This is a genomic window from Shewanella sp. SM32 (assembly GCF_025654235.1).
GTDB lineage: Bacteria > Pseudomonadota > Gammaproteobacteria > Enterobacterales > Shewanellaceae > Shewanella > Shewanella oncorhynchi.
In genome coordinates, this window is sequence record NZ_JAKKRO010000002.1 from 115389 (window position 1) to 135438 (window position 20050).

Consider the following 20050-nt stretch of genomic DNA (forward strand, 5'->3'; position numbering starts at 1 on the left):
CAGCTTTCCATAAAGGCGAGTAAAATAATGCCAATTATGAGACCGAGAGTAAATTTCTTTGACTGCAGAGCCCAATAAACCTTGCCAAATTAAGCGTGATTACCAGCAATTAATCAACCTTTATCCCGCAACAGCTCACACTGATGCACACTATCTCAGCAAGTTGAGCATTTATCAGCAGCGGGTATTTGAGGCTCATTCACAGCAAAAACTCTTAGTATTAGGGCAAATAGGTTTAGGCAACGGGCTTGAACTCTTATCTTGGTGGCGCACTCAGACAAATCCTAACCAACGATTACTCCTTAACGTATTCGAACCCAATCCGATTAATGCGTACGAACTTAAATTACTTTGGGATCAATCCGCCAGTTTAACCAAAGTGCCTGAACTTGAGCCACTTGCCCAACGCTTACTTCATACAGAGCCGACGGCTATTATAGGTTGTCAGAGATTAATTTTTGATGACGGTCGTACCACAATCGACCTGCACTTTGGTGATATTCAATCCCAGCTCTGTTCACTCATCCATTCTCCGCTTCACCCCGTTCAGCACTGGCTGGTATTGCCCCATCTACAAAATGGGTTAAATCAGCAGATCCATTGGCAGATGGCAAAACTCAGTGACGATGGCGCCACTGTGACAACTATTGGATTAAACGAATCAAGCGGATTAAGCGAAACACCTGTGAGCCGTTTCCAAGCCTGTGGCTTTGAGGTGAGGGATTTTACCTGCGCTGCAATACAGACAAACCATCAGCCTGATGCCATTTTGTTACACGAGCGCCACGTCTTACGCCAGCAAGATGCTAAAGCCTATGCCTTTAATCCTATGGCTGCAATCTTACCCTCGAATGCGCCCAGCTCGATTGCCATCATAGGCGGCGGGTTAGCCTCGGCGCATTTGGCACTGTCTTTGGCGGAACGCGGCCAAAGTACGCAGCTCTTTTGTAAAGATGCCAAGCTCGGCCAAGGCGCCTCGGGCAATCGCCAAGGGGCGATTTATCCGCTGCTGACACCGGAAAATGATGAATTAAGCCGCTTCTTCCAGCAGGCATTTTTATTTAGTCGACGTAGAGTACAGGCGCTGACTTCTGTCCCTGCCCCAAATCAAACGCCGATTTCCCATGATTTTTGCGGGGTATTGCAAACTGCCCACGATAAACGCAGCCAATTACGACTCGATAAAATTATTCAAAGCCAGAACTGGCCAAGTGAAATTGCCTATCGAGTCGATGCGCAGCAGGCCAATTCTCTTGCGAACATTAATATCGACAAATCAGGCTTTTTCTATCCGCTGGCTGGCTGGGTTTGTCCCTACGAATATGCCGAAGCCGCACTACAAAAAGCGCAGCAGCTTTCTGAGGTCAAACTCCATTTGGAGACTGAGATCCTTGAAATTGAGTATCAAAGTGAAGGTTGGTATTTAATCACCGCGAAGCATCGCTTTGGCCCCTTTGCACAACTTGTGCTCGCCAATGGCGCAGCGCTCACGCAATTTGATGCCAGCAACAAATTACAAATTAGCCCTTTTCGCGGCCAAGTCAGCCATGTACCCGCTCAATTTCAATTGAGTCAACTCGCGACAGTGCTGTGCGCAAACGGTTATTTGACCCCGAGTCACGAAGGACTCCACTGCCTTGGCGCGAGTTACGTTAAAGAACCTAAGCATTTAGATTTTTGCCCGCTGGAGCAGCAAGAAAACCTCGCCAAAATGCACGAGAGTTATCCTAATCAGTCTTGGCTTGAAGATATCGACATGAGTGGCAACAATGCCCGTGTTGGCGTGCGTATGGTCACGCGGGATCATTTCCCTATGATGGGCTGCGCGCCCGATGTGCCAAAAATTATTAAGGATTATGCAGAGCATCAACTCACGAAAGAAAGTCGCCGCTACTGGCAAACCACGCCAGCACCCGTGCATCAAGGGCTGTATATTCTTGGCGGGTTAGGCTCACGGGGGTTAAGTTCTGGGCCACTGGCCGCCGAATGTCTCGCGGCGCAGCTTTGCGGCGAACCAATACCGCTCGATAAAGCGACTCTGTGTAAACTCAACCCTAATCGTATGTGGCTGCGAAAGTTACTCAAGGGAAAATCCCTCTAGCTTTGCCATCGCCTGTGCAAATAAAAAAGGGATTAAGCCTTAGCTTAATCCCTTTTTTAAATGTTTTTTGTAAATCACTTAAGCTGCAGTAACAACAATAGTGTTATCACTGCTGCTAGGTTCAAGACAGCTAGGCTCTACACAACTAGCCTCAATATGTCGGGGCTTTCTCGATTCTCTCGCCACTTTTACCCGAGTACGATTGTTGTTATCACGACTCTGACGGATCAGCGCATCGCCGCTTAAGTTCGAAGGTAGACCAGATGCTAGGCTCGATGTCAGGCTTGCAGCCTCACGGTGGGATTTAGCCAATCTGTCGTATAGCAACACATTGACCGAAGCCGCAAGATTCATACAACCAACCGTAGGCACATACACTACAGCATCAGCCTTATCGATAATCTCTTGGCCAATGGTGCCATCTTCAGGACCAAACACATAAAAGGCTTTTGCGGGATGGACAAAATCCGGCAGCGGCGTTGCGCCCACCACCAAATCGACACAGATAAGCTGAGTGCCCGCCGGAATCGCGGCTAACAATGAAGTGACGCCCGTGAGCGGAATGCGCTCGCCAGCATCTTTAGTATCGACATGGTATTGCACAGCACCCGAACGCGCGGCTAACTCGTAGCGCCTGCCAGTGTAAAATACGCCATCGACGCCATAACAACCCGATGCGCGCATAATGCCACCGACGTTAACGGGCGTTTTAGGATTCACTAAACCGATAAATACCGCGCTAGCATCGAGCGTTTGCTCACAGGCTAATTCAGCACTCGGCATTTCTACACTCGTTACTTCGGTATTAGTCACGTGCTCGTTGTCAGTCATCGGCTGGGAGCTAGGCAACATCCAATTCGCCTATAATCTTTGCCTGCAGCTGTGCCCATGCCTGTTCAACCAAGGCATAATCGGCATCGTTTAATTCTTGGCGCGCGAGTGCTAGACAGTCGGTCATTTTTAGCATTAAAGCATCAAGATCCGTTTCACCCTGCGCTTCCAATTGGGATAACACTACGGCCACATGGCCCTGTAAGTAGCCACAGGCAAACAAAGCATCGTCATCACCATGACTAACAACGCTGGCGATCCACTGTTCTAATGCGTCTTCGTAATGCTCTAACATGGGTCTAACTCTCCATTAATACTGGATTGGCCGACACATCTGCTGCGACCAATAAATCTGGATTGGCCACCTGATACATGACGTAATCATGGTAGCCCGTCGTCACTTTATAATAGCCGCCAAGCTCGCTATCTAATTTAGGGTCGCCACTATCCACAATTAGTGGTCGTCCATCAAGTGCTTTTAGCTTAGTTTTTGTGGCAAGGATAATAATATTGTCTTTTCCGATGCGCCGAATGAGCTCGGGTGACAACTGTTGATTACCGCGCCCTAAGATATGGCCTTGGCCGCCAATCAGAGTGATCACCAACTTAGTCGGCTTATCTTGAGTCAGTTCAAGTAATTCATTCGCGGTTAAGTCACTGCCAACAAGGTTTTTATCTTGAATGAGATCAACACCGAGCAGGGTATTATCGAGGCCTAACTCTTCCATCACAAAGGCAACCGTACTGCCAGAGCCCATGATGTACAGTTCATCTTCCATTTGATTGATCACATCGGCGGCGATATCGGCCAGCACGAGTTCATCGACTTCCTTGCCGCCCATCTTCACCGCTTGCACATAACGCGGCTCGGCGGGCACTAAGAGCTCACCAAAGCGTTTAGCGCGCACTGTGCCTTGGCGAAAAGCCACTTCATCAATATCCATCACATCGGCGGACATCAAACTGACAAGTTCGCCATCGAGTAACATCTTGACCACCATGCCAGACGCATGGGGCGTAATACCGTAAACGCCGGAATGAATTTTAACCCCAGCAGGCACGCCGAGTACGGGGAGTTTATCGTCGATAGTGCCTCGTTCAAATACGGAGTAAACATCGCGGGCCGTGCCATCACCACCAGCAAAAAGGAGTAAATCCAGTGGTTCATCCAGCAGCGCACGCACAACGGCCTGCGTATCCAGCGCCTGAGTTTTATCCGGAGTTTGATATACCACTCGCATGGTAAAACCGAGTGTTTTAGCGGCGTCTTCACCCATGATGCCTGAAGCGGTAATTACTTCAATGTCATCACTATAATCACGAATTACCTCGAGGGCCTGCATCATACGCAAGGCGGCTTTGGGTTCTGCGCCTAAAGCGATCGCCTCTTCGGCAACGCCATCGCTGCCCTTGAGACCAACACTGCCACCTAAGCCTGCTAATGGATTGATAACTAACCCTAAACGAAACCGAATCACCCTTTACCTCACTTAACGCAATCTTTTGATTTTTTTATATTTTTATCTTAATGGATATGACTAGGCCGCATGGGCTGCAACACTCGGTTTATCCTTAGGAATAAAGAATACCGCCAGCATAGCGGCAAAAGCGCATACTGCGGCAAATACCCAAGACCAAACCGCCCCGCTACCATCGCCCCAAATATAGCCACAAATCCAAGTACCGAGCGCGCCGCCAACCCCAAAACTTAAACTGGCGTATAGGGCTTGACCTTGGCTTCTGTGACTCGCATCGAAATGTTTATGCACAAATTGAATCGATGCAGCATGGGTTAAGCCAAAGGTAAAGGCATGTAATAATTGGCTAAAGCCAAGCCACAACACGCTATCTACCCCAAAGGCAACCAATAACCAACGCAAGCAAGTCATGCCGATACTGACAATCAATAGGGTGTTAACACCATAGCGGCCGAGTAAACGCGGTGCGAACATAAACATCACGATCTCGGCCATAGCGCCAAGGGCGACAAATATGCCCGCCGAGGATTCGGAGTAACCCGCTTGCTTTAAATATAAAACGAAGAAGCCGTAGAAAGGTCCCGCGCTCATTTGCAGCAACATCGCCGAGACTAAGAACCAAATAATCGCCCGATTCCATTGCAATGGCGGCCGCACTTGGCTGGTGTCGCGCACTAAACGATTTGCTGGTAGTGGCAACGCACAGGCTAACATGCCGATAAATAATGACAAACCGATATAAGGCAACACCTCAGTGCCCCACTGACCAATGGCAAAGCCCGCACCGACAACAAGACAGATATAACCGACACTGCCCCAACTGCGAATTTGACCGTAGCGGCTGGCATTCTCGCCTAAGGTTTCTAAGGTGATCACTTCAAGCTGGGCGAGGATCGCATTCCAAAAGAAAGTATAGAGGGCCAAACTCAGCGCCATATACACAAAACCACCATGGTAGAAGAAACTCAAATACGCCAGCGCGGCGGCTCCCGCGCCCATTTTGATCAGCTCGGCGCGCATCCCCGTTCGGTCAGCCACTTTAGCCCACACATTCGGCGCAACGATGCGCGTCGCCATCAGGATGGCGAGTAAAAAGCCAATTTCTTGAGGATTAAAACCGCGATTTTCGAAGAAGACCCCAAGATAAGGGACCATAGTGCCGAGAATAGAAAAGAAGAAAAAATAGCAGGCACAAAGCCAGCGCAATTGCCGGCTTGTGCTAGAAGAAGTTGACATTAACGCATTCCATTTATCTCATGCTACTCATTGTATCGTTATCGCATACCAGCTATTTCATGCGCCTATCTCATACCCCTATCTCATTCCGAGAACGGGCGTGTGACTGCGTACATCCTGATTTTGCGCTCTGTGTCTTAATAAGTGATCCATCAACACAATGGCAAGCATAGCTTCGGCAATCGGTACCGCGCGGATCCCAACACAAGGATCGTGACGACCTTTAGTGACAACTTCGGCCATTTCACCCTGCGCCGTCATACTTTGACCTGGCACGCTGATGCTGGAGGTGGGTTTTAACGCAATATGGGCAATAATCGGCTGACCCGACGAAATCCCACCGAGTACACCGCCCGCATGGTTAGATTCAAAGCCTTGCGGCGACATTAAGTCACGCCCTTCGGAGCCCTTTTGCGTCACGACACCAAAACCATCACCAATCTCAACACCTTTGACGGCATTAATACCCAGCAGCGCGTGGGCGATATCGGCATCGAGTCTATCAAATACTGGCTCACCTAAACCCACTGGCACACCTGTCGCGATAACGGAGATTTTAGCGCCAATTGAGTCACCGGATTTTTTCAGCTCACGCATGTATTCATCGAGCGCTTCCAGCTTGCTAGCATCGGGGAAGAAAAAGGCATTTTGCTCGATTTGGTCAAGATCAATAGTCTGCGCACAAATAGGACCCAGCTGCGACATATAGCCGTAGATCTCGATACCGTGAACTTGCTTTAAATACTTTTTAGCCACAGCACCCGCCGCAACCCGCATCGCAGTTTCACGGGCTGAAGAGCGGCCACCACCGCGGTAGTCACGCATACCGTACTTTTGCTGGTAGGTATAATCGGCGTGCCCAGGGCGAAATAAATCTTTGATATTAGAGTAATCTTGACTGCGTTGATCGGTATTTTCAATCAAGAGTCCAATCGAGGTGCCCGTGGTTTTACCTTCGAAGACGCCGGATAAAATCCGCACTTCATCGGGCTCACGGCGTGCCGTGGTATATCGGGATGTCCCTGGGCGACGGCGGTCAAGATCGTGCTGCATATCGGCTTCGGTTAATTCAAGCCCAGGAGGGCAACCATCAATAATGCAACCCAGTGCAACACCGTGACTCTCACCAAACGTCGTCACTACAAAATTTTGACCAATACTGTTTCCAGACATCCGCTTTGTACACCTTAGGTTATTTGTTCATCGCTCCGCGCCCAGCGAGTACTGGACAATTTATTTTCCCGCTGCAAGCCTAACTGGCAGCGGGAAAAGTCTCAACCTAATTTGCTATCTTAGGCTATTGTGCGTCGCGATAAATACCAAATACCGACTGATTTTCAACCAGTTGATCGCGGGTCAATACGAATACGCCATCGCCACCATTTTCAAAGTTAATCCAAGTGAATGGCACTTCTGGGAACTGCTCAATCAAATGCACCATAGAATTACCGACTTCGACAACGAGCAAACCCGTTGGCGTGAGGTATTGCGCGGCATTGGCGAGTATACGTTTGGTTAAATCTAACCCGTCGCGACCTGAGGCTAAACCAATGGCAGGCTCATGGTGATATTCATCAGGCATGTCGCCAATGTCTTCAGCATCCACATAAGGTGGGTTTGAAACAATCAAATCATACTGAGGCCCTTCTGGGATGGCCGAAAACAGATCCGATTGCATCGGGAAAACTCTGTCCATCACACCTAAGGTTTCGATATTGATTTGCGCCACATCTAAGGCATCATCGCTGATATCCAGCGCATCGACTTCGGCGTCTTCAAATTCATAGGCACAGGCAATCGCGATACAAGCGCTGCCAGTACATAAATCTAAAATACGTGTGACTGGCTTGTTATATAACCAGGGGCTAAAACGGTTAGCGATCATTTCGGCAATCGGTGAACGTGGCACTAACACGCGCTCATCGACGTAAAATTCAAGCCCAGCAAAACGCGCTTTGTTGGTCAAGTAAGGCACAGGTAAGCGTTCTCTCACCCGACGAATGATCAACTCGACAATTTTATGCTTTTCACTGCTGGTCAAGTTACTTAAAATCACTTGCTGACCGATTTCTTCGGGTAAGTGTAAGGCATGGAAAACTAAGGCGATGGCTTCATCCCACGCATTATCAGTACCATGACCATAATACACATTGGCATCGTTAAAACGGCTCACGGCCCAACGTAACATATCGCCAATAGTACGTAATTCTGTCACAGCTTCATCTACAAAGATCTTATCCAAAACGTGCTCCCGCTAGTTTGTTCGCAAACATTGTAACTGAACTCTATTCAGAAACCATAGGATTCAATAGAATACCCGCCATGAATAAAGACGACGACAAAGAAGGCTTGGCGATGTTCTCAGCGCTTATTGATGGAATTAAACCCATCACGCAAAATAAGCGACACTTTCGCATGCCCTTAAAAAGCAAACAGGAAATAGAACTGAAAGAGCAGCAACTGCATGCTAACAGTTATTTCTCAGATACTTATCAGCCACTACTGCCTGTACAAGGGCCGATGCGTTGGTTAGAAGAAGGTGTTGACAGTTTAGAACTCAAACGCCTCAGACGTGGGGATTACCAGCCAGATTTACTGCTGGATTTACACGGCTATCGCCAATCAGAAGCCAAACTTGAGTTAGCGGCACTGATCCAAGCCTGCGTTAAACAGCAAAGCCTGTGCTGCTGCATTATGCATGGTTACGGCAGTGGCATATTGAAACAACAAGTTCCCATGTGGTTAGTGCAGCATCCTATGGTGAAAGCTTTCCATCAGGCCCCTAAAGAATGGGGCGGCGATGCGGCGTTATTAGTGCTGATTGATATTGGTGAGCAGCCGCATAGACGTTAACTCGCTATCGGCTTCAGAGATTAACGTTTCAGATTTAGAGATTTAGAGATTTAGCAAAACAAACGGCCCACATTAAGTGGGCCGTTTGTTTTGTAAATGGGATATAAATCTAGGCTAGCTAATGCTGTGAGGCGCATGTTGCCACACAATCGACGCTTGCTCGGCATGTTTATCAATGAGCGTAATGCCTGACGTCGCGAATAATGGCGGCTCAACGCCAGCCACTAACTCACTGACTAAGTAGCCCAGTAACGGCATGTGAGCAATCACGAGTACTTTATCCGCTTTGTATAACTCAGCATAAGCCACAACCAAGGCGGCTACATTGGCGGGATCGCCAGAAGGCACAAGATCATCGGCGACTAACCACTTACGCGGCTCAGGAAAATGCTGACTCAGTTCCTGCCACGTTTGCTGTGCTCGTAAGTAAGGACTAACTAAAACAAGATCGAAATCAGCCACACTGCGAGCTAGCCAGTTGCTCATCAACACAGTATGGTGCCTTCCAACATCGGTCAGTGTTCTGTCTCTATCAGACTGAGCATTAAATCCGGCGTCACCATGTCTCATCAAAAATAGCTGCATACTTCTCTCGCGACTCAAACTTGTTTTTGTTTTATCCCAATTGTAGCCCTAAAATCCGTTTCAACAAACCTCACAAGACTTAATCTTTAGTCGATAAACACAAGAGATATTTGCTAAAAACCATTAAGACTATCAATATATAACAAGCTATCGTTATCGGAGTGTCTCTTTGCAAGCCTCTCAGTCCATATATAAAAGTCCAAATGATCACCGCCAGTATCGTTATCTTGTATTAGATAATGCGCTCAGGGTGTTATTGGTTGAAGATCAAGATGCCAGCCAAGCTGCCGCATCTATGGCTGTAGGCGTGGGTCATTTTGATGATCCCGCAGATAGACCCGGCATGGCGCACTTTTTAGAGCATATGCTCTTTCTAGGTACTGAGAAATTCCCAGACTCAGGCGAGTATCACGCCTTTATTAATCAGCATGGCGGCAGCAATAACGCTTGGACGGGCACAGAGCACACTAACTTCTTTTTCACCATCAATGAAGAAGTGTTTGCCGACTCCTTAGACAGATTCAGCCAATTTTTTATCGCCCCAAAATTTGATTTAGATTTAGTCGATAGAGAACGCCAAGCTATTGAATCTGAATTTAGTTTAAAGCTAAAAGATGATATCCGTCGGACCTATCAAGTACTCAAAGAGACAGTCAACCCACGGCATCCATTTTCGAAATTTTCCGTGGGTAACTTAGTCACCTTAGGCGGAGAACAGGCACAGGTACGTAGTGAATTACTCGATTTCTATCAAAGCCATTACAGCGCCAACTTAATGACCTTGTGCTTAGTCGCTCCGCTTTCCCTTGATGAATTACAAGATTTAGCCTGCCACTATTTTAGTGGGATCCGAAACTTGAACTTAGTGAAAAACTATCCTCAAGTACCACTATTTTCAGAAAAAGAACTGTTGAGGCAAATCGATATTGTGCCGCTTAAGGAGCAAAAACGCTTAAGCATCAGTTTTAATTTCCCAGGAATTGATCACTACTACAAACGTAAGCCTTTGACTTATATCAGCCATATTTTAGGCAATGAGAGTCATGGCAGTCTGTTGTCGTATCTGAAAGAACAAGGATTAGTGAACAACTTGTCTGCGGGCGGCGGTGTAAATGGTTATAACTTCAAGGATTACAGTATCGGTTTACAGTTAACCGATAAAGGGCTAGGCAATCTCGATGAAATTATCAGCTGCTGTTTTGAGTATATTGAACTTATCAAAACCCAAGGCTTAGATGAATGGCGTTATTTGGAGCGTGCAAACCTGCTCAAAATGGCGTTTCGTTATCAAGAGCAAGTTAAATCACTCGATTTAGCCAGCCATCTCAGCATCAATATGCATCACTATGAGGTCGAAGACTTGGTCTTTGGCGATTATCGGATGGATGGGCTGGATATCCCTGAAACCATTGAGCTACTTGAGCTCATGGTGCCACAGAATATGCGCCTGCAGCTTATCGCCCAATCGGTTAAAACCGATCGTAAAGCTAACTGGTATCACACACCGTACAAAGTCCGCCCAATTGCGCCACAGTCCCTCGCTCGTTGGCAAGTGAACAATATTCGCCCTGAATTACAGCTACCGGCTGCAAATCCTTTTATTGTCGCCGACTCGATTGCCCGTCCGGATAAGAGCGATGTTGACGTGCCAGTGATAGTTGCAGAATCAACTGGATACCGCATTTGGCATAAGAAAGATGATGAGTTTAATGTGCCAAAAGGTCACATGTATTTATCGCTAGATTCAGAGCAGGCAAGTAAAACGCCAAGGCATGCCGCCCTCACCCGCTTATATGTTGAAATGCTACTCGATTATCTAACCGAGCCAACCTATCAGGCCGAAGTTGCTGGATTAAGCTATAACATTTATCCGCATCAAGGCGGAATTACACTGCATTTATCGGGCTTTACCGGCAATCAAGAAACGTTATTAGCGCTATTAATCCATAAAGCCAGAGAGCGCAATTTTACCGAAGAGCGCTTTGCCCTCATAAAATCTCAGCTTCTGCGCAGTTGGCAGAATCAAACACAGGCTAAACCGATTTCACAATTATTTACTAGCCTGACTGTTACGCTGCAAAAAAGCAGTTATGAACCAGCACGTATGGCTCAAATGTTGGAAGATATTAGCCTAGAAGATTTACATAACCATGTACGCGCCTTCTACGAAAAGATCTATCTTGAAGGGTTAGTCTACGGGGATTGGTTAGTCTCTGAAGCACAAGCTCTCGGCAAACGTTTAGAGCACATTTTATCCTTAGTTTCGACGCCGAGCGCCGAGTCCACCAGAGAATTAGTGAATTTAACAGGCCAAGGCACGTTACTGAGAGAACTCGCAATAGATCATCAAGATAGCGCAATTATTGTGTATTACCAATCTGCCGTGGCAACACCCGAAAAAATGGCGCTATTTAGCTTACTGAATCACACTATGTCGTCCACCTTCTTCCATGAGCTGCGTACTGAAAAACAGTTGGGCTATATGGTAGGCACAGGTTACCTGCCGCTCAATCGTCATCCTGGACTTATTTTCTATATTCAGTCACCCACAACTGGGCCCCTGCATTTATTAGAAGCCATCGACGAGTTTATTGCCGACTTTAATTATGCAGTGATGCAAATCACCAACGAAGAATGGGAAAGCACAAAGGTAGGTCTGATTAATCAAATCATGGAGCACGACGCGAACCTCAAAACTCGCAGTCAACGTTATTGGGTCAGTGTCGGCAATAGAGATTATCAATTTAACCAAAGAGAACTCGTCGTAGACGAAATCACTAAGCTCACCCGCACTGATTTACTCAAATTCATGATGCGTAAAATGCGTACTAAGCACAGCGATCGCTTAGTGTTATTTAGCACAGGTGAACAACACAGAACCCAAGCAGCGCTGATGTCAGACAAAATGATCACGGATCTTAAAGTTTTTAAGCAAACGGCAGAAAAGTTTAATTTCTAAACAAAAAACACTTTTGCTCACACATTTGTGAGCAAAGTTAGGTAAACAAACAGAACCGCTACAAATCAGTCCAACTATAGTCGTATCTTTCAGTGTTGGACGTAATCCTGATGTAAAACATGGCTAGCCCATGTTCTACCACTCCATCACTGAACAATTTTACTGCATCTACATGCTGTTAAAAGGATTTTCTGCGGACTCTACTTTGACAAACCGCTCACTTTCTGGAAAAGTGATGTAACACAATTGTTTCATGGCATCCTCGGATAATAAGAACAAACACTATGCCTAAAGCACTCTTTAAAATCGTCTTGCTCGCTTTTTTTAGCTTGCATGCATTCGAAGACGTAAACGCATCTCCCTTTTCTGATAAATCTCCAATTATTCTCCAATCACAATCTTTTGGTGTCCCAGAAGGACTTTCCCAAAGCACTGTTACGTCTATCGTTCAAGACAATGATGGTTATATATGGATAGGAACATTTAATGGATTAAATCGATTTGATGGGAAAAACTTTAAGCATTTTTATGCTAATGATACCAGAACAGGCCTTCCCAGCTCTTTTATTAGAAGTTTACTTATTGATGATAAAGGCATTTTATATGTTGGAACAGATAGTGGCTTAGTCGTATATGATAAACTTCAAGAATCCTTTTCTCATTATGGACTATCGGTAAAAAATTCTCCTGCTTGGAGCCTCAACTCAAGTGATAAGAGTTTAATTGTTGGAACTAACAAAGCAATTATAGATATAAATAGCAAAGAAAAAACATACGAACTTTCAAATAAAGGCCTAAGTGAAATCAAAAAAACGATAAAAGTAGGCGACGATTATTACATAAGAGATTATGCAGGTACGTTATTTAAGCTCACCCAGAATGAATTAAAAGAGATAGCTAAAAAAACAATTGATTTCGAGCAAGAAGATCACTCAACACTACTCATATCATTAAGTGATGGACTATATAATTATAAGGACAATAAAATATTAAAAATTGATCCACGAGTATTTTCTCAACTCACGAAACACAAAAACACTATTTATGGTATCACTAATAAAAATATAGTTAATATTTCTAAAAATAGCATTGTAGGACTTCTAGCCACAGATAGCACAGATAAAACATCTTCATTTTTTGCAACCGAAGATATGTTTATACTAGGAAGTATTGATCAAGGCATCACTATTGTAAAAAAAGTAAATAATTTAGTGCAGAAAACCAACTTAACCACCGATAGCACATGGCATCTTACAAAAAACACTAAAGGCTTTCTGGTTTCATCTGACTCTGAAAAAATAAATCTTTTTGATGAAAATTTAAACCTAATCAAAAGTTTCAGCACTCATACTCAAGGATACAAATACGCAGTTCTAAGTGATGATGGACTTTATTTTGGTACTAATGCAGGGTTATTTTTACTGAAAGATGATTCATCCAGGTTGATTAGCAAAAATATAATATCATCACTCTCTATTAATGAAAATAGTTTAACAATTGCTGCTGGTACACCTGATGGGAAAGTTTTAATCATCAAAAATGGTGAAATTACTAACAGCATTGATACAAAAAAGAATGAGCCAATTTTTGACGTAGAGTTAACATCTGACAACCTAATATATATAGCCGGACAAGATGGACTGAAAAAATATGAAAATGGGTTGTTAGAAAACTTAAACAATGAAATAACTTACAGCATCGAAAAAAGTGATAATGGCATTTACTTCGGAACATCAACATCACTGATGCTTTATAATGATACCAGTAAAAAAATTTCGAGAATACTTTCTAACAATAAAGAGATCTACGCTATTGTAGATAATGATGGTTTTATAACAGCCTCATCACTAAGTGAAGTCATTATTTTTGAAAAAAACAGTAAAGTATCTTATACCTTAAAAACATCAAATGGGAGTCAATATGAGTACAATGCTCCAAATGGTATTAATATAAACGGTAACACTCTACTTGCGGGGATCAGTGGAATTAGTCTAGTATCACCTAAAGATGTTGTAAGCTATGTAAAAAAAAGCAAGGTAAATAAAACAGAAATATCAGATTTCTTAGTATTTAATATAGTTCAAAATCAAGAAAGTAACTATCTAATACAATCAATCGCAGCATCTAATAAAATATCATTGAAATACTCTGACTATCCATTTTCGTTCAACTTTATATCTCCCATGTCAGACGACTCATCAACTAACTACTACTATAGGATGTTTGGCCTTTCTGATATATGGATACCTGCAAATGGAACAAACTCAGCAACATATACAAACTTATCTCCAGGAAATTATACTTTTCAAGTTTATGCGGTTAACTCACTTTCCGGTGAAAAAGCAGCAACAAAAGAGCTTGCTGTCATTATAACACCTCCTTGGTGGTCATCATTTCAAGCAAAATCTATTTATGCTGCAATTGTATTATGTATCTCATATCTAGTAATAAAAACGGTGCTACGTCGTAGAGAAACACAAAGACAGATTGTACTCAGCGAAGAAAGATTAAAACTTTCCCTTTGGGGAAGTGGTGATGAAATGTGGGACTGGGATATAGAAACTGGCAACATTTTTCGCTCCAATATTTGGGGAGCACTTGAATTTCCCCGTGATGGACATCGTTCAGGTAAATCGGATGAAGAGAGTAATATACATCCTATGGATCAAGAACGTGTTCGTGAAGCACTCAATAAGCATTTTTATGGTGAAACAGATCATTTTGAAGCCGCATATAGGGTAAAAGGCAAAGACGACAATTGGGTATGGATTTTAGACCGCGCCAAGATTGTAGAGCGGGATGACAAAGATAATGCCCTGCGAATGACTGGAACGATTAAAAATATTAGTCAATTTAAACAAAAAGAAGAGCAGCTGAAACTCTTTGAAAAAGCGATTGAAAATATTTCAGAAGGCATGTTTATCCTCGACAATGAATACCGTTTTGTCGAAGTCAACGAAGCTTGCTGTAAAATTTCATTACGTAACCGAAATGACTTTATTGGCAACTTACTCACATTTGATTTATATCCAGAAACCTTCTCCACCCAAATCAGAACCATGTTAAAACAGCAAGGTCGCTGGGCAAATGAAGTCGAAGCCGCCAGAGGAGATAACAGTCACTTCCATATGGAGCTCACTATCGATGCTATCTATGATGAGTTAGGCGAATTATCACACTACGTTGGTGTTTTTTCTGATATATCAAGACGTAAGCAGCAAGAAGAAGAGCTTAGAAAATTAACTAATAACGATCTCTTAACTGGACTGCCAAATCGCTCCAACTTACAAGTGACCTTAAGTAACCTAGTGAATCGAGAAATAGCTCATGCGCTTATGGTGCTTGATCTTGATAATTTTAAACGTATTAATGACTCCTTAGGCCATCAAATTGGGGATGCATTATTAAAGCTCGTTGCTACCCGCATTAAGTCCTTACTTCCTAAAAATACCAGTATTTATCGTCTAGGCGGAGATGAATTCGCCATTGTATTAGACAAGGGTTCAGATATAAGCGCCAGCGCTGCGATTGCTAACCGTATTATTGAGGGATTAAAACCTGCATTTGACGTTAGCAATGAACAGCTAGTCCTAGGATTAAGTATTGGCATAGTGCTATTCCCAGAAGATGAGCAAAGCGAGCAAGCATTACTGAGAAAGGCTGACATTGCTATGTACCATGCTAAGTCAGCAGGAGGTAATTGCTACCAGTTTTATTCTGAGTCTTTAAACCAACATGCAATTAGGCAATTAGAAATAGAAAATCTTATCCGTGAAGGCTTAAAAGATGATCTATTTGAAGTTTATTATCAACCTAAGGTTGATCTTAAAAGCGGTAAAATTGCAGGTATGGAGGCTTTAGTCAGATTAAATCATCCAGTACATGGCTTGATACCCCCAAATGATTTTATTCCGCTTGCTGAAGAAAACGGCTTAATTGTTGAAATTGGTGAAATAGTCTTACGCAAAGCCTGTTTCGCAGCACAGAAATGGCGTGAACAAGGCATATTCAGCGGCAGAGTCGCCGTCAATTTATCGTCACGTCAATTTGCACTGCCCGATATTCAACAGCGAATAGAGTCAATATTAAGACTCACTAAACTACCTGCATGTCATCTTGAATTAGAAATAACTGAAGGTACCGTCATTAAACAGCCGGAAACGGCGATTATCGTCATGCAGCAACTGGCTAAAATGGGCGTTAGTTTAGCACTCGATGATTTCGGCACTGGATACTCGTCCCTTTCATACTTAAAACGTTTCCCGATTCATACTTTAAAAATTGATAAAGCTTTTGTTGACGATATTGATAAGTCTGATCGCGATCTCAAAATGGTCGATTCTATTATCACTATCGCCCATAACATGGGGCTTTCTGTTGTAGGAGAAGGGGTAGAACAAGCTGCACAATTGAACATTTTACGGGCACTCAACTGTGAAGAAATTCAAGGCTATATTTTTAGTAAGGCCATAAAGGAGACCGAATTTACCTTGCTACTCCAAGAAGACATGATAAAGCTAAACACAAAAAGCAACATTATATAATCAATTTACTCTCAACTTGATTGCGACTTACAACATTGGCACAACAAGTGCAGTAGCACTATCAGTGTCAATAATAAATCAATATCAACTACCCTGAGAGAGAATTAGAATGATGAAAGGAATCCTTGCCGCCGTTACTTTATTATCTTCAATTAGTTTTGCAGTAAATACTTATGCACTTGAAGATAGCACTAAATTAGAACCAGCAGCTAAGTCAATTACTTCAGAAGAACCTGCAGTTAAACTTGCTCCAGTAGAAGTAACTGGGCATCCATATGTGAAGTTTAAACCTTTTGAAATCGCTGGGCATCCTTATGTGAAGTTCAAACCTTTTGAAATCGCTGGGCATCCTTACGTGAAGTTCAAACCTTTTGAAATCGCTGGGCATCCTTACGTGAAGTTCAAACCGCTCGAAGTCGCAGGACATCCTTACGTTAAATTTATTAACTCTGAAGTTGCATAACATTAATCAGGTTAAGGAGAGTGACTATGTTAAATTCAATCAAAAAAGCACTCGGTTTATCCAAACCAGCGCGTAAAAAAGTTAAGTTGCCTGAAGGCTTGAATCACCTTGAAGTGATTTCTGCAAAAGGTTGGTGGAACTAATTTAAGTTCTGTAGCCATGAGTCTAACTCATGTACAGTGATAGTTAATTAAGCTAGCGCGGCTTAGAAACAATAAAGGGAGCATTGGCTCCCTTTAGTTTTAAGTGAATATAAAAGTACTAAATAGTCATGTAAATTACATAACAGATTGATAAATTAGCTATTTAATATTCCTTCCTCACTACAACGGATTTTCCTCAAGGCTAAATGGCGGTGTGTCGTAAAGAGTGGATAAGCCAGAGGCCCGAGCACAAAACCCAGCAGCACCCAATGCTTAACAGTAAGACCTGCGGTAAATGCAGCTAAGCCGAAGTACCAAGCCGAGATTAATGCGATAAAGATAACCAGCAAAACCACAAACCACCTCTTTAAAAACAACTAAATAAATCATAAAGGTAGAGAAATTAATTCCTCATCAAAATGCGAATGCTACTCGCGTAGTCTTGGTGATTGATGCACATGTTAAATACGTCATTTTAACGGCAGGATAAAAAGTTTTCCGCACTATGCATAAACGAGCAACACTCATTCATCGCTACGCTCTCAGTACAGAACAGGTAACACCGAACTCTCGATAAAGGGCTCGGATTATACAAGATCCACATCCCCAATGTGAACATTTTTTAGGCAAAAGCATGCCTTGTGGCAATAAAAAAAGCGGCAACAAACTGCCGCTTTTTTTGTTCAATTTTGATTAACTAAGACCTAGATTAACTATGACTTAGATTCACTGAAACTTAGAAAAAGTGCGCGTTTTCTTGAGCCATGGTTTTTAAGCGCTCACAAGGTTCGAATCTGTTACCGAATTGACTTTGATAACCTTCAAGAATCTTCACTAAGTTCGCGGCGCCTAAAGTGTCAATATAATGGAATGGGCCACCGAGGAATGGCGGGAAGCCAATACCAAAAATGGCGCCAATATCACCGTCTCTTGGCGATGCAATAATACCATCATCTAAACAACGCACCGCTTCATTGAGCATTTGTACGACACAACGCTCGGCAACCGCTTTTGCGTCTTTATTGGTGCCAGGCTTAATGCCTAACACGCCATAAACACTCTCATCGACAGCTTTAGCTTTCTTGCTCGATGCGCCGTATTGATAGAAACCTTTGCCATTTTTACGGCCTTTACGATCGTCACCTAAAAGCTTGTCAAATGCCGCTGGCGCTTTAAAACGTTCACCCAATTCTTTCTCAAGGATCGGTGAAATTTTTGCGCCCACGTCGATACCCACTTCGTCGAGCAAAGTAATCGGTCCCACTGGGAAGCCAAATTTCACTAAAGCTTTATCCAAATGCTCAACACTTTGGCCTTCGAGTAGTAATTGCGCCGCCTCGTTCATGTAGAGCGCCAGAATACGGTTTACATAGAAACCCGCGCCATCTTGCACCACTATCGGTGTTTTACCTTGCTTACGGGCAAATGCGACAGTTGTCGCAATGGTTTCTGGCGAGGTTTTAGCGTGGGCAATCACTTCCACCAGCGGCATTTTTTCCACTGGCGAGAAATAATGCAGACCAATCACATTTTCAGGACGCGTCGCCGCCTCGGCGATTTGGCTAATCGGCAAAGATGAGGTGTTTGACGCAAAAATAGTGTGCTCACCACACTCACGCTCAATGTCTTTCACCATTTGATGCTTAAGCGCTAAGTCTTCAAATACCGCTTCCACAACGATGTCGGCATCTTTAACGCCTTTATACTCAGTGGTTGTAGTCATCAGTGCCATTAAGTTGTCACGGGCAGCAGGCGTCATATGACGGCGCTTTACCCCTTTATCCAACAACTTATAAGCGTAGGCTAATGCATTGCTTAAACCTTTTTCGTTGATGTCTTTGACGCGAACAGGGATTTTAGCCTTAGTGGTAGTCACAGAGGCGATGCCTCCGCCCATTAAACCACCACCTAAGATCACCGCTTTCTTCACTTTACGCGGCGTAGCACCCTCAGCGCCGGTTTCTTTCTTCATTTCTGTGGTAGCGAAGAAAATACTGCGCAGCGCTTCAGATTCTTTTGATACCACTAATTCGGCAAAGTGACTCGCTTCGACTTCTAGCCCTTTTTGCATCCCCTTCGCAATCCCTTGACGCACGCAGTCAATAATTTTGGCTGGTGCTGGATAATTACCTTGGGTTTTCTTTTCGACTTGTTTAGTCGCTTGATCGAAAATAATGTTACGGCCAAAGCTCGTGCCTTCAAGCACTTGATTAACGAGTGACTTTTTAACAGGTTTCGGTGCACGTTTACCAGCAAGCGCCATCTCAACTGCGGTTTGCAGCAAAATGGTCTGCGGTACAACATCATTCACTAAGCCCATTTTCAAGGCTTGTTTAGGACGGATTTGTTTACCGGTTAGCATCATATCTAAGGCGGTGGTAATACCGACTAAACGAGGCAAACGTTGAGTCCCACCGCCGCCAGGTAATAAGCCAAGTTGAACTTCCGGTACGCCGAGCATGGTTTTACCATCGTCGCTACATACCCTTTGATGGCAGGCTAAGGCTAACTCTAAACCACCACCTAAACAGGCACCATGGATTGCCGCAACTACAGGAATTTTTAAGGCTTCTAACTCATTAAAAACCACATGCCCTTGCTGGGATAAGGCTTTGGCATCGCCCGCCGTTTTACAGGCATCGAGCATAGAAATGTCCGCGCCCGCGACGAAAGAATCTTTCTTGCCCGAGATCAGCACGAGCCCACGAATATGAGGATCGCTTTTAATCTCAGCCAGAATCTCACTGATTTCAGGGCCAAACTGTGCTTTTAGGGTGTTCATGGTTTCGCCAGGAACATCCATAGTCAAAATGGCAATGCCGTCGTCGCGGCGGGTTAAATTAAAGGTCTTTTCCAT

At 44.0% G+C, this 20050-nt stretch carries 14 protein-coding genes; 5 read left to right on the forward strand and 9 right to left on the reverse strand.

Annotated features, from left to right (window positions below):
* Positions 1–58: 58 nt before the first annotated feature.
* A complete protein-coding gene (mnmC, locus tag L5M10_RS01405) occupies positions 59–2101 on the forward strand; it encodes an FAD-dependent 5-carboxymethylaminomethyl-2-thiouridine(34) oxidoreductase MnmC (RefSeq protein ID WP_263254707.1) in 2043 nt (680 codons plus the stop codon).
* 78 nt (positions 2102–2179) lie between these two features.
* Here the strand turns inward: mnmC and L5M10_RS01410 are convergent, their stop codons facing one another.
* From L5M10_RS01410 to prmB, 6 genes are all read right to left on the reverse strand, one after another.
* A complete protein-coding gene (locus tag L5M10_RS01410; RefSeq protein WP_263254708.1) occupies positions 2180–2953 on the reverse strand; it encodes an RNA methyltransferase in 774 nt (257 codons plus the stop codon).
* Positions 2943–3227: a YfcL family protein gene (locus tag L5M10_RS01415; protein WP_011788898.1), complete on the reverse strand. Its 285-nt coding sequence runs from the start codon at positions 3225–3227 to the stop codon at positions 2943–2945. The genes L5M10_RS01410 and L5M10_RS01415 overlap by 11 nt, the downstream gene beginning before the upstream one ends.
* A gap of 4 nt (positions 3228–3231) precedes the next feature.
* A complete protein-coding gene (locus L5M10_RS01420) occupies positions 3232–4410 on the reverse strand; it encodes an ATP-NAD kinase family protein (protein WP_263254709.1) in 1179 nt (392 codons plus the stop codon).
* Between the two features lie 60 nt (positions 4411–4470).
* Positions 4471–5646 carry an MFS transporter gene (locus L5M10_RS01425; RefSeq protein WP_263254710.1) on the reverse strand — a complete coding sequence of 392 codons (1176 nt, stop codon included), beginning with the start codon at positions 5644–5646 and terminating at the stop codon, positions 4471–4473.
* Between the two features lie 78 nt (positions 5647–5724).
* Positions 5725–6819 carry a chorismate synthase gene (gene aroC, locus L5M10_RS01430; RefSeq protein ID WP_263254711.1) on the reverse strand — a complete coding sequence of 365 codons (1095 nt, stop codon included), beginning with the start codon at positions 6817–6819 and terminating at the stop codon, positions 5725–5727.
* A 124-nt stretch (positions 6820–6943) separates the two neighbouring features.
* On the reverse strand, positions 6944–7888 hold the full coding sequence (gene prmB / locus L5M10_RS01435) for a 50S ribosomal protein L3 N(5)-glutamine methyltransferase (RefSeq protein WP_168824248.1): 945 nt from the start codon (positions 7886–7888) through the stop codon (positions 6944–6946).
* A gap of 80 nt (positions 7889–7968) precedes the next feature.
* On the opposite strand from prmB, the gene smrB reads away from it, so the two are divergent.
* A complete protein-coding gene (smrB, locus tag L5M10_RS01440) occupies positions 7969–8499 on the forward strand; it encodes an endonuclease SmrB (protein ID WP_263184859.1) in 531 nt (176 codons plus the stop codon).
* A 114-nt stretch (positions 8500–8613) separates the two neighbouring features.
* Here the strand turns inward: smrB and sixA are convergent, their stop codons facing one another.
* Positions 8614–9084, reverse strand: coding sequence for a phosphohistidine phosphatase SixA (gene sixA / locus L5M10_RS01445; RefSeq protein WP_028761045.1), 471 nt, complete (start codon positions 9082–9084; stop codon positions 8614–8616).
* A 169-nt stretch (positions 9085–9253) separates the two neighbouring features.
* On the opposite strand from sixA, the gene L5M10_RS01450 reads away from it, so the two are divergent.
* The 3 genes from L5M10_RS01450 to L5M10_RS01460 all read left to right on the forward strand — a co-directional run bounded on the left by L5M10_RS01450 (position 9254) and on the right by L5M10_RS01460 (position 17050).
* Positions 9254–12043: an insulinase family protein gene (locus L5M10_RS01450; protein WP_263254712.1), complete on the forward strand. Its 2790-nt coding sequence runs from the start codon at positions 9254–9256 to the stop codon at positions 12041–12043.
* Between the two features lie 284 nt (positions 12044–12327).
* Positions 12328–16587: an EAL domain-containing protein gene (locus tag L5M10_RS01455; protein ID WP_263254713.1), complete on the forward strand. Its 4260-nt coding sequence runs from the start codon at positions 12328–12330 to the stop codon at positions 16585–16587.
* Positions 16588–16696: 109 nt separating this feature from the next.
* Positions 16697–17050, forward strand: coding sequence for a hypothetical protein (locus tag L5M10_RS01460; protein ID WP_263192184.1), 354 nt, complete (start codon positions 16697–16699; stop codon positions 17048–17050).
* A gap of 298 nt (positions 17051–17348) precedes the next feature.
* Here the strand turns inward: L5M10_RS01460 and L5M10_RS01465 are convergent, their stop codons facing one another.
* Together L5M10_RS01465 and fadJ are read right to left on the reverse strand one after the other, a co-directional pair.
* Positions 17349–17549 (reverse strand): hypothetical protein, encoded by a 201-nt coding sequence (locus tag L5M10_RS01465; protein ID WP_263254714.1) that lies wholly within the window; start codon positions 17547–17549, stop codon positions 17349–17351.
* Between the two features lie 380 nt (positions 17550–17929).
* The gene (gene fadJ, locus L5M10_RS01470; RefSeq protein WP_263254715.1) at positions 17930–20050 is read right to left on the reverse strand and encodes a fatty acid oxidation complex subunit alpha FadJ; all 2121 of its coding nucleotides are present in this window, start codon (positions 20048–20050) and stop codon (positions 17930–17932) included.

Excerpts from the sequence above, each read along its gene's own strand:
- L5M10_RS01410 (WP_263254708.1), bottom strand. The coding sequence starts at position 2,953 with ATGTTGCCTAGCTCCCAGCCGATGACTGACAACGAGCACGTGACTAAT.
- L5M10_RS01415 (WP_011788898.1), bottom strand. The coding sequence starts at position 3,227 with ATGTTAGAGCATTACGAAGACGCATTAGAACAGTGGATCGCCAGCGTT.
- L5M10_RS01425 (WP_263254710.1), bottom strand. The coding sequence starts at position 5,646 with ATGTCAACTTCTTCTAGCACAAGCCGGCAATTGCGCTGGCTTTGTGCC.
- aroC (WP_263254711.1), bottom strand. The coding sequence starts at position 6,819 with ATGTCTGGAAACAGTATTGGTCAAAATTTTGTAGTGACGACGTTTGGT.
- smrB (WP_263184859.1), top strand. The coding sequence starts at position 7,969 with ATGAATAAAGACGACGACAAAGAAGGCTTGGCGATGTTCTCAGCGCTT.
- sixA (WP_028761045.1), bottom strand. The coding sequence starts at position 9,084 with ATGCAGCTATTTTTGATGAGACATGGTGACGCCGGATTTAATGCTCAG.
- L5M10_RS01455 (WP_263254713.1), top strand. The coding sequence starts at position 12,328 with ATGCCTAAAGCACTCTTTAAAATCGTCTTGCTCGCTTTTTTTAGCTTG.
- L5M10_RS01460 (WP_263192184.1), top strand. The coding sequence starts at position 16,697 with ATGATGAAAGGAATCCTTGCCGCCGTTACTTTATTATCTTCAATTAGT.
- fadJ (WP_263254715.1), bottom strand. The coding sequence starts at position 20,050 with ATGGAAAAGACCTTTAATTTAACCCGCCGCGACGACGGCATTGCCATT.